General features: G+C 71.2%; 6 protein-coding genes and 4 pseudogenes. 5 read left to right on the forward strand and 5 right to left on the reverse strand.

Features of this window, described 5'->3' with window-relative positions:
• Positions 1–289 precede the first annotated feature (289 nt).
• Positions 290–904: pseudogene (locus AB0L29_RS35225) on the forward strand (transposase); the annotation flags it as partial.
• On the opposite strand, the gene AB0L29_RS35230 reads toward AB0L29_RS35225, so the two are convergent.
• Entirely contained in the window at positions 853–1,230 is a 378-nt protein-coding gene (locus tag AB0L29_RS35230) for a hypothetical protein (RefSeq protein WP_365833418.1), read from the reverse strand. The pseudogene AB0L29_RS35225 and the gene AB0L29_RS35230 sit on opposite strands and share 52 nt — an antisense overlap.
• Here AB0L29_RS35230 and AB0L29_RS35235 point away from each other — a divergent pair.
• Complete coding sequence (locus tag AB0L29_RS35235; protein ID WP_365833420.1) at positions 1,207–1,908, forward strand: hypothetical protein; 702 nt, start codon at positions 1,207–1,209, stop codon at positions 1,906–1,908. The two genes, AB0L29_RS35230 and AB0L29_RS35235, sit on opposite strands and share 24 nt — an antisense overlap.
• Before the next feature lie 297 nt (positions 1,909–2,205).
• Positions 2,206–2,745 carry a GNAT family N-acetyltransferase gene (locus AB0L29_RS35240; protein WP_365833412.1) on the forward strand — a complete coding sequence of 180 codons (540 nt, stop codon included), beginning with the start codon at positions 2,206–2,208 and terminating at the stop codon, positions 2,743–2,745.
• Between the two features lie 129 nt (positions 2,746–2,874).
• Here the strand turns inward: AB0L29_RS35240 and AB0L29_RS35245 are convergent, their stop codons facing one another.
• On the reverse strand, positions 2,875–4,059 hold the full coding sequence (locus tag AB0L29_RS35245) for an IS110 family transposase (protein WP_365833414.1): 1,185 nt from the start codon (positions 4,057–4,059) through the stop codon (positions 2,875–2,877).
• 882 nt (positions 4,060–4,941) lie between these two features.
• Between AB0L29_RS35245 and AB0L29_RS35250 the strand changes: the two are divergent.
• Positions 4,942–5,106 (forward strand): annotated as a pseudogene (locus AB0L29_RS35250) (adenylosuccinate lyase); the annotation flags it as partial.
• A 16-nt stretch (positions 5,107–5,122) separates the two neighbouring features.
• Here AB0L29_RS35250 and AB0L29_RS35255 read toward each other — a convergent pair.
• From AB0L29_RS35255 to AB0L29_RS35265, 3 genes and pseudogenes are all read right to left on the reverse strand, one after another.
• Positions 5,123–5,620 (reverse strand): GNAT family N-acetyltransferase, encoded by a 498-nt coding sequence (locus tag AB0L29_RS35255; RefSeq protein ID WP_365833416.1) that lies wholly within the window; start codon positions 5,618–5,620, stop codon positions 5,123–5,125.
• Positions 5,621–5,640: 20 nt separating this feature from the next.
• Positions 5,641–6,039: a RidA family protein gene (locus AB0L29_RS35260; protein WP_365833410.1), complete on the reverse strand. Its 399-nt coding sequence runs from the start codon at positions 6,037–6,039 to the stop codon at positions 5,641–5,643.
• A gap of 61 nt (positions 6,040–6,100) precedes the next feature.
• Positions 6,101–7,027, reverse strand: a pseudogene (locus AB0L29_RS35265) (alpha/beta hydrolase); the annotation flags it as partial.
• Between the two features lie 891 nt (positions 7,028–7,918).
• Between AB0L29_RS35265 and AB0L29_RS35270 the strand changes: the two are divergent.
• Positions 7,919–8,372, forward strand: a pseudogene (locus tag AB0L29_RS35270) (hypothetical protein); the annotation flags it as partial.

Genomic DNA, 8,372 nt, shown 5'->3' on the forward strand with positions numbered 1-8,372 from the left:
CATGATCGCTCTCCTTTCCGCCCCCGCTTCCATCGCACCACGGACGTGCGCCGCGGGCGAAACGACAGATCCGGCGACACCCCAAGGATCCAGCGCCCGCGTTCCCCGACCACCGGGCGGCCGTCCTCCCGCCCGATCGACGACCCGCCGGGCCCCGCTCCACCGGGCTCCGCTCCGCCGGGGCCCGCCAGGAGCCGGGAAACGCCGGCTGTGCCTGCTAGAAGGCTGGTGAAGATCTTGGGTCCTGGCCCTGCCTCGTCAGCGGCAGGGCCAGACTCGTTGTGTGGCGATGGGTGAGTGGGTCGGCGAGAGTGTTGGGCCGGATGTGTGGGAGACCTGCCGGGGGTTGATCCCGGCCGGGAGTGTGTTCGCGTTCCTGACCGGGCACCGCGGCGAGCTGTTCCCGGCGGCAATGTTCGCGGACATGTATCCGTCGGCGAACGGGCGGCCGAGCATGCCGCCGCAGATCCTGGCCGCCGCGATCACCTTGCAGGCCCTGCACGGGCTGTCGGACTTCGAGACGGTCCAGGAACTGCGGTGCGATCTGCGGTGGAAGGCCGCCTGCGGGCTGGGCCTGCACGACATGGCGTTCGATCCGTCGCTGCTGGCCTACTTCCGCCGCCGGCTGGCCCGTTCCGCCCGCCCGAACCGGATCTTCGAGGCCGTGCGCGAGGTGGTGAGGGCCACCGGTGTCCTCAACGGCAAGCACCGCCGGGCGCTGGACTCCACCGTGCTGGACGACGCGGTCGCCACCCAGGACACCGTCACCCAGCTCATCGCCGCCGTCCGGGCGGTGATCCGCCAGGTCCCCGGCGCCGACGCGGTCGCCGCTGCCCGGTGCAGCGCGCACGACTACACCGACCCGAGCAAGCCGAGGATCGCCTGGAACGACGCACAGGCCCGGAAGGCCCGCCCGCTCGCGCAGCTGCGCGCGTGGTGGAAGGCGAGCGCGATCCTCACCTCCGGTGTCGCCGCCGACGTCATCACCTCCCTCCTCGAGCACGCCCGCGCCGCAGCGGCAGCGATCCGGGCCCGGGTCGCCGCCGTGGTCGACGTCGCCCTGGCGGCCGTGGACGTCGCCGCGACCGTGTTCGTGATGAACGGCGGCGGGGCTTCCACCGCCGGCACCTGCTCGCCGAAGCCCGCCGCCACCTCGCCCTCGTCCTGCGCGGCCGCCGCCGCGGCCCCGACCTGGACGACAGAATCGTGGCAGCCGCCATCTCTGCCCACTGCCTGGACATCAGCGAGCCGACAACCACGATCGGCCTGCTGTCGGACTACCGCCTCTACACCGCCCGGTGGTCCCTGTCCGACCTCCCCGCCCGCCGCCGGCCTCCGACCCCCGCCCCCGCCCCGGACCGGCAACCCGCGGCCGATCCCGGCGAGCCGGCCGCGCCCCGGCCCCCGGGCCAGGACGCGGGGGAGTGGGAGATCCCCCGCATCCCGCTCCAGTACGAGCGAGCCGTCCTCGCCGGCGCGGTGGTGCGCGAGCAGCTGCGCACCACCACCGCCACGGCTGTGCGGGGCCGGGCGTACGACGTCGTCGCCCATCAGCAGGCGGCGATGCCCGAGCAGCTCGCGTCCCCGGCAGCCGACCCCGAGCACGACGACCAGGACCCGGAGGCCGGACGCCGGGAGGCGATCGACCTTTCGGCGCTGCGGGCCTTGCGCGAGTCCCGCACGGACGTGGAAGCCCTCGATCTCACGGCCGACCGGCTGCGCCGTCTCCAGGACGCGTTCGCCAAGGTGGGCGACGACTCACGCGTTCGCGCGGACCGCGTTCGCGCGGGCCGCTACACCGGCCAGGACGACGACACCGGCGCGGTGCGCCCGGTGCGCCCAGACGACCAGCAGGCGCACCACCCGCAGGAGCCCGGACCGCACCGCGGCCGGGAGGCCGGCCACTGAGTGGACCCGATGGTGCGCACCCGGTGCGGTGGTGCGCACCGACGATGCCCGGCTCCACTCCATCGAGTGGAGTCCACCGTCGGAGTGGATGCCACCGCGCTCCGCACCCACTCCACTGAGTGGAGCCCACCCGGTGGAGTGGACGACGTCGCCGGGACGATGCCGTGCATCCACTCGGTGCGCACCCGCCGCATTTCTCCTTGACCTCGGCCCGTGTCAAGACATCTCAGGGGGATAAGAAGTCAAGAGGGACCGCGAGTCTTGATCGCTACTGAGGCCGCTGGTTGGCTGGCCGACATGAATGATCTCGGACCCGTTGCGTGGCCACCTGCATCGATCAAGACGGAGAGGCTCGTGCTGCGTGAGCCCGAGGCGAGGGACCGTGCGGCGTTCATCGAGCTGCACGCCTCGCCGGAGGTGCACACCTACCTCGGCGGTCCCCGGCCGCGTGACGAGCTTGAGGGCGAGATGCCCGAGGTGCCCGGGCGGCGGTCCGGGAGTTTCGTCGTCGATCTCGACGGGACGATGATCGGCCAGATCCTGCTCAGGAGAGTAACGGAGCACGTTTGTCCCTCTGCCGTGGGAAAAGTCGATCTCGGCTACCTGTTCCTGCCGCAGTCCTGGGGATTCGGGTATGCCGCCGAAGCGTGCGCGGCGGCACTGGACTGGCTCGAAGACGTCCTTCCAGGTGAGCCGGTAGTGCTCTCCACCCAGACCGCCAACGCCCGCTCGATGCGCCTCGCGGCAAAGCTGGGCTTCACCGAAATAGAGCGGTTCCGGGCCTGGGACGCCGATCAATGGCTCGGCCTGCGGGCCCCGGCCACGCCCTCCGATTGAGTTCGCGCTTCGGCAGGGTGGAGCTTTCGCAACGCCCTTGTTCTCGTTGCCGAGGTGCGGTTTTGCGGGTCATGCAGGCGCTGGAAGGAGTGGCGCGAAGGCACGCTGTTCGTCGAACAGCTGCCGGGTCTAGAGACAGTGGTGGAGCTGTCCGAGGAAGCGGTTGAGCAGGTGACGCTGGGCGGCGTTGTGCCAGTCTCCGTGTTCGCGTCGGCGCCGGTAGTGGGCGTTGGCTCCTGGTGAGGCGGTGAGGGCTGAGAAGGCCCAGAGGAAGCCGGCGTGCATGAGCCGGTTGTTCTTGACGAAGCGGCGGCCGACGAAGTGCTTCTTGCCGGAGGCCCGGGTGATCGGGGCCGAGCCGGCGTACGACTTCAGGGCTCGGGCGTCGGCGAACCGTGTCCGGTCGTCGCCGACCTCGGCGAGCAGCCGGGCTCCGAGCAGGGGGCCGAGGCCGGGGAAGCTGAGCAGGATCTCGCTGTCGGCGTGCTCCTTGAACGCTGCTTCGGCGGCCGTGGTGAGGTCGTCCGCGGCCTGGCAGGCGGCATCCAGCTGCTTGAGCAGAGCCAGCAGCTGCTGGCCGAACGCGTCCTCGACGGCCGGGCGATGCCGGGCGTACTCGGAGCGGAAGATCTCCCGCAGGCGGTCGGTCTCGGTGTCGAAGCCGCGGGTGCGGCCGCTGCGCTTGAGGGCGGCGCGCAGCTGGGCAAGGGTGAGTTTCGCGGCCTTCGCCGGGGTCGGGGCGAGGACAAGGACCACCCGGGCGTCTGCCCTGGTCAGACCGCCTTCTTTGCTCTGGAAGGCGTGCAGGGCGGCGGGGTAGTACTCGCGCAGCAGCGAGCGGACCTGGTTGGCGACCTGCTGGCGGCTCCAGACGGCGTCCTGCTGGGCTCGGGCCAGCACGGTGATGGCCTGGGCGAGTTCGCTGTCGGCGGGCAGCGGCCGGTGGGCGTGCATGTCGGTGCGCAGGATATTCGCCAAGACCAAGGCGTCGCCGGGGTCGGACTTCTTGTGGCTGACGCCGTGCCGGTCGCGGTAGCGGGAGGCGGCGAGCGGGTTGATCGCGAAGACCTTGCGATCACCGGTGCGCAGGGAAGCCACGAGCAGGCCGCGGCTGGTTTCGATGGCCGCGGGTATGGGGGTCTCCGGGCTGTCGCCGTGTTCAGCCAACAGGTCCAGGAGTTTGCTGTAGCCGGCCGCGTCATCGCTGATGCGGGCCTTGGCGAGCAGGGTGCCGGTGTCGTCGACGAGGGCGACGTCATGGTGGCGCTCCGCCCAGTCGATGCCGCAGAACACGGTCAAGCCATCCTCCCAGATCCGGTCATTTATGCAGGTCACGAGCACATGCGGGTCGCGCAGCGTCCTAATCCCAGGACTCACAGGTCCGCCATCTCAGTAGCCGTTCGCGACACCAGCGCACCCCAGGGGCTCGGTCTGTCTGCAGAGCTCGCGGGCTCGTGGATGAAACGAGAGGTCGACCCTGGGGCGGGCTCGTGCCGTGACGATCAACGTCCGGCGGGCGGCTCGGAGTTTCACGGTGATCACGGAGGCCCCGGGCTGTGCCGCTCTTGACAGAGGTCTCGAAGACCAGGGGAAACGAAGGCATCAGCCCGGCGCCCGCGTCATCACCGCGAGGTGCGGACGGTGGTGGGGTCCGTGGCCGTGGCGAAGGCGCCGGGTCTCGCCGCTCTAGGCGAAGGCCTCTCGGGCCAGGCTGACATCAGGCATTGCCCGACGCCCACGACACCGCCACGGATCCCACCGGTGGACAGCGGCGCCAGTCTCAGAGCGGGTCTCCAGGACCATGAGGGCCGAAGGCGTTCCGCTGCCCGTTGTCGACCGCTCACCCAGCCCCTTGCGAAGACCGGACCGAGCCGCCTACACCCCGGATTAGGGGAAACGCGCCGCCCTCAGCCGGTCCACTCCACCGCACCGAGTCCATCCGATGCGCACCACTTCCGCGCGCCTGCCGCACCGGTGCGCGCACCGCCCACCGAGTGGATGCGCACCGGATGGATGGTGGTGCGCACCGGGTGGGTGCTCCCCACCGCACCACCGCACCGGCGCACGTGGTGGTGCTGCTATCGGTGCGCACCGGGTTCGGGGTACACCGCGTGGGCCAGCGCCAGGCGCTCGTTGTGCATCGCCTCCAGGGTGTCGGCGGTGTCCGGGTGGTCGGGGTCCGGGATGACGTTCGCCCTGCGCCCGCACGATCCGTACTGCTGTGTGGCGCTCGCCTGCGTGGACGGGCTGGGCGCGCTGGGGGACGGCCGGGCCGCACCCGTGCTGAACGAGGCCCTGGCCCATCCGGCGCTGGCCGAGACGGCGGTACGGGCGCTGGGACGGATCCCGAGACAGAGGTGAGCGAGACAGAGGTGAGTCAGAGCGGTATGGCGTAGCGCACCTCCGGCACCCTCACGCCCTCGACCTCGAAGGGCTCCTCGGCGCCGTCCGGCCGCAGACCGGCCCGTTCGTAGAAGTGGCGGGCCCGGACGTTCTCCTTCAGCACCCACAGCAGGAGACGGCCGTGGCCCGCAGCGGCGCAGCGCGCGAGCGACTGGGCGAGCAGGGCCTGCCCCGCGCCCCGGCCGAGCTGGTCCGGGTGGACGTAGATCGCGTACAACTCGGCGTCACCGGTGAGGACTTCGCCCTCCCGGTACGGGCCGTGGCAGGCCCAGCCGACGACCTCGCCGCCCGCGTCCTCGGCGACCAGGTTCACTACCGCACCGTCGGCCCGCGCCAGGTGCTCCCGGCGCCGCTCGGCGTCGCGCGCGACACTGAGCCCGTCGAGGTACGACTGCGAGATCATCCCGCGGTACGCGTGCTGCCAGCCGCGGACGCGGATCTCCGCGACGCGGTCGCAGTCGGCGAGGGTCATCTCCCGGACGCGCAGGCCCGTCACCGCGGTACCACCGCGAAGGCCTCGATCTCCATCAGGCAGTCGGGGCGGACCAGCCCCGCGACCCGCACCGCCGACGCGGCCGGCAGCCGGTCGTCGGGTATGTGCGCGGCCCGGGCGGCGCGGATCGCGGGCATGTGGGCCATGTCCGTGACGAAGTAGGTGAGTTTGACGACGTCGTCGAAGGTCGCCCCGGCGGCGGCCAGGCACCGCCGGAGGTTCTCGAAGACCTGGCGGGCCTGGGCCGCCGGGTCGCCCGCGCCGACCGTCCGGCCCTCCTCGTCCAGCGGGAGTTGACCGGCGACCGCCACGAGACGGCCCGTGCCCGTCACCACATGGCTGTACTGCGCCGCGGGGGCGACTCCGTCGGGGGCGGGGATTCTCGTCAGCTCACTCATGGGTCCATAGTGGATCACGGGTCCGACAATGTCCGCCCCCGGCGGACGGGCCGGGGACGGCTCAGCCGCGGAAGCCGAGCAGGCCGTGCAGCGTCGAGCCCTTCGAGGAGGCCGACCCCGCCTTCTTCGCCGACCCCTCGGCCGCCCCCGGTTTCGGGTCCGGCAGCGCCTCGCACACCGTGTCCGCGGTGCCGTACCCGCGCGGCACGGTGCCGTCGGTCAGATAGGCCGCCAAGTGCTCGTCCAGGCAGGCGTTCCCGCTGAGCGTGATGCCGTGGTTGCCGCCGCCCTCCTCGACGACCAGGCTGGAGCGGGCCAGCAGGCGGTGGGCCGTGACGGCGCCCTCGTACGGGGTGGCGGCGTCGCCGGTCGCCTGGAACAGCAGCACCGGCGGCAGCTTGCCGTTGGCGACGTTCACCGGCCGCAGCGAGTCCGTCGGCCAGAAGGCGCAGGGCGCGTTGTACCAGGTGTTGTTCCAGGTCATGAAGGGCGCCTTCTCGTACACCGCCCAGTTGTCCTCGCGCCACCGCCGCCAGTCGCGCGGCCATGCGGCGTCCCGGCACTGCACGGAGGTGTAGACGCTGTAGCCGTTGTCCCCCGAGGCGTCGACCGCGCCGAAGTCCTCGTACGCCTGCACCAGCGGCTCGGGGTTCTTGTCGTTGACGTACGCCGCGAACGCCTCTGCGAGGGACGGCCAGTAGCCGTTGTAGTAGCCGTCCGGGATGAAGGTGTCCTCCAGCTCCGAGGCGCCCACCATGCCGCCGGCCGGCTTCTTCGCCAGGGCGGAGCGCATGGCGTACCACGTGGCCTCGACCCTCTCCGGATCGGTGCCCAGACGGTACGTCGAGTCGTACCGGGCGACCCAGGCCAGGAAGGCGCGGTGGCGGTCGTTGAAGGCCAGGTCCTGGTTGAGGTTGGCCTCTTACCAGACGTCGGTCGGGTCGACCACCGAGTCCAGCACCAGCCGCCGCACCCGCTCGGGGAAGATGAACCGAATGATGCTGCGGGCGATGCCCAACGCCGCCGTGGTGGGGGAGTCCCGCGCCCAGTCCCGCAGCGCGGACAGCAGCACGCACCCGACCTCGTCCAGGACGAAGGAGTCGGCGCAGGGGTCGGAGTCGTCGGGCAACGCGGTCGCGGGGAAGACGATCAGTTCCGCGATGGCCGACAGCAGTCCCGGCAACTGCTCCACCTCGGGCGCGAGCCGCGCGGCCTGGACGTCGTCTCCTGCCTCCACCGCCAGGACGTAGTCGAAGCCGAGCTGGACCAGGTGTGGGGGCAGCGAGGGAACTATGGGGGGACATGGGCAGCTCCTGACGTACGGTCGCCATGCCGATCACGGCGACGTCCCAGCAGGGTCGGCCCGCCAGCCTGTGGACAGAGGACAGGGAACTCTCCCTCCCGCTCCGAACCGGACGAATCGGGGCTACAAGGGGCAAATCCGTCCCCCTTGTCCGGCGTGGTCGGCCCGACCACGAACCCGACCATGACCCCTTGTCCACCTCTGCTACCGCCCCGACCACGACCGCGTTTCTCCTTGACCACGGCCGATACCGGCCACGGTCAGACCGCCGACAAGGGGGCCCCTGCACGCTGCTCCCTCGATTCCCCGCCCACCAGGGCGGTCTGAAGCGAAGGAGCCACCGCGATGACCACGCACCGGCCACCGGCAGGCGCCCGGCGGGCCCGTCCCGGCCACGGGCCCGACCAGCAGCGGGTGAGCCGTCCCGGCCTTCTGCGGTGGGCACTTGGGGGGCCACTGTGGAGCCCACTTTGGTGTCCGGCATCGATCCGGATGGAGAAAGCCCAGGCCACCACGTAGATACGGCCGCGTGTCGCGTTGTCACGACCCTCTTGTCTCCTTCTGAACGTCTGTGTGATGTCCGTGGAGGAGGAGATCATCGGGTTCGGGGGCCGGGTGCCTCCTGCGGCCGGGCGCGGTCGGCGTTCGGCAGGTGGCCGCGCGCGACAGGTGACGGGGGAAGCGGGGCTGATGGCGGTCAAGCGTGAGGGGAATCCGGCGGGGTCGTCGAACAATCTGTGCGGTGACGTGTTGCGGGTGTTCGGGGTGTTGAAGGTTGCGACGGTCGGACAGATCCAGCAGATCGCGGCCCCGTACCTGAGCTACCGGCACAGCGACAAGCCGATGCCTGTGAAGCGGAAGCAGGCCCGCACCGCCTCGCACACGGGTGCGCTGTCCGATCTGCGCAAGCAGGGCCTGGCGGAGAACGGCGGGCAGATCCTGGGCGGGGTTTGGGTGTCATCGTTCAGGACGGTGGTGGCTTCGATGTCGTCGTCTACCGTTCGGCGGTTCACGGTGACGCGGAGCGCGA

The organism is Streptomyces sp. NPDC052701, from assembly GCF_040678355.1.
In the GTDB taxonomy this organism is placed as follows: domain Bacteria; phylum Actinomycetota; class Actinomycetes; order Streptomycetales; family Streptomycetaceae; genus Streptomyces.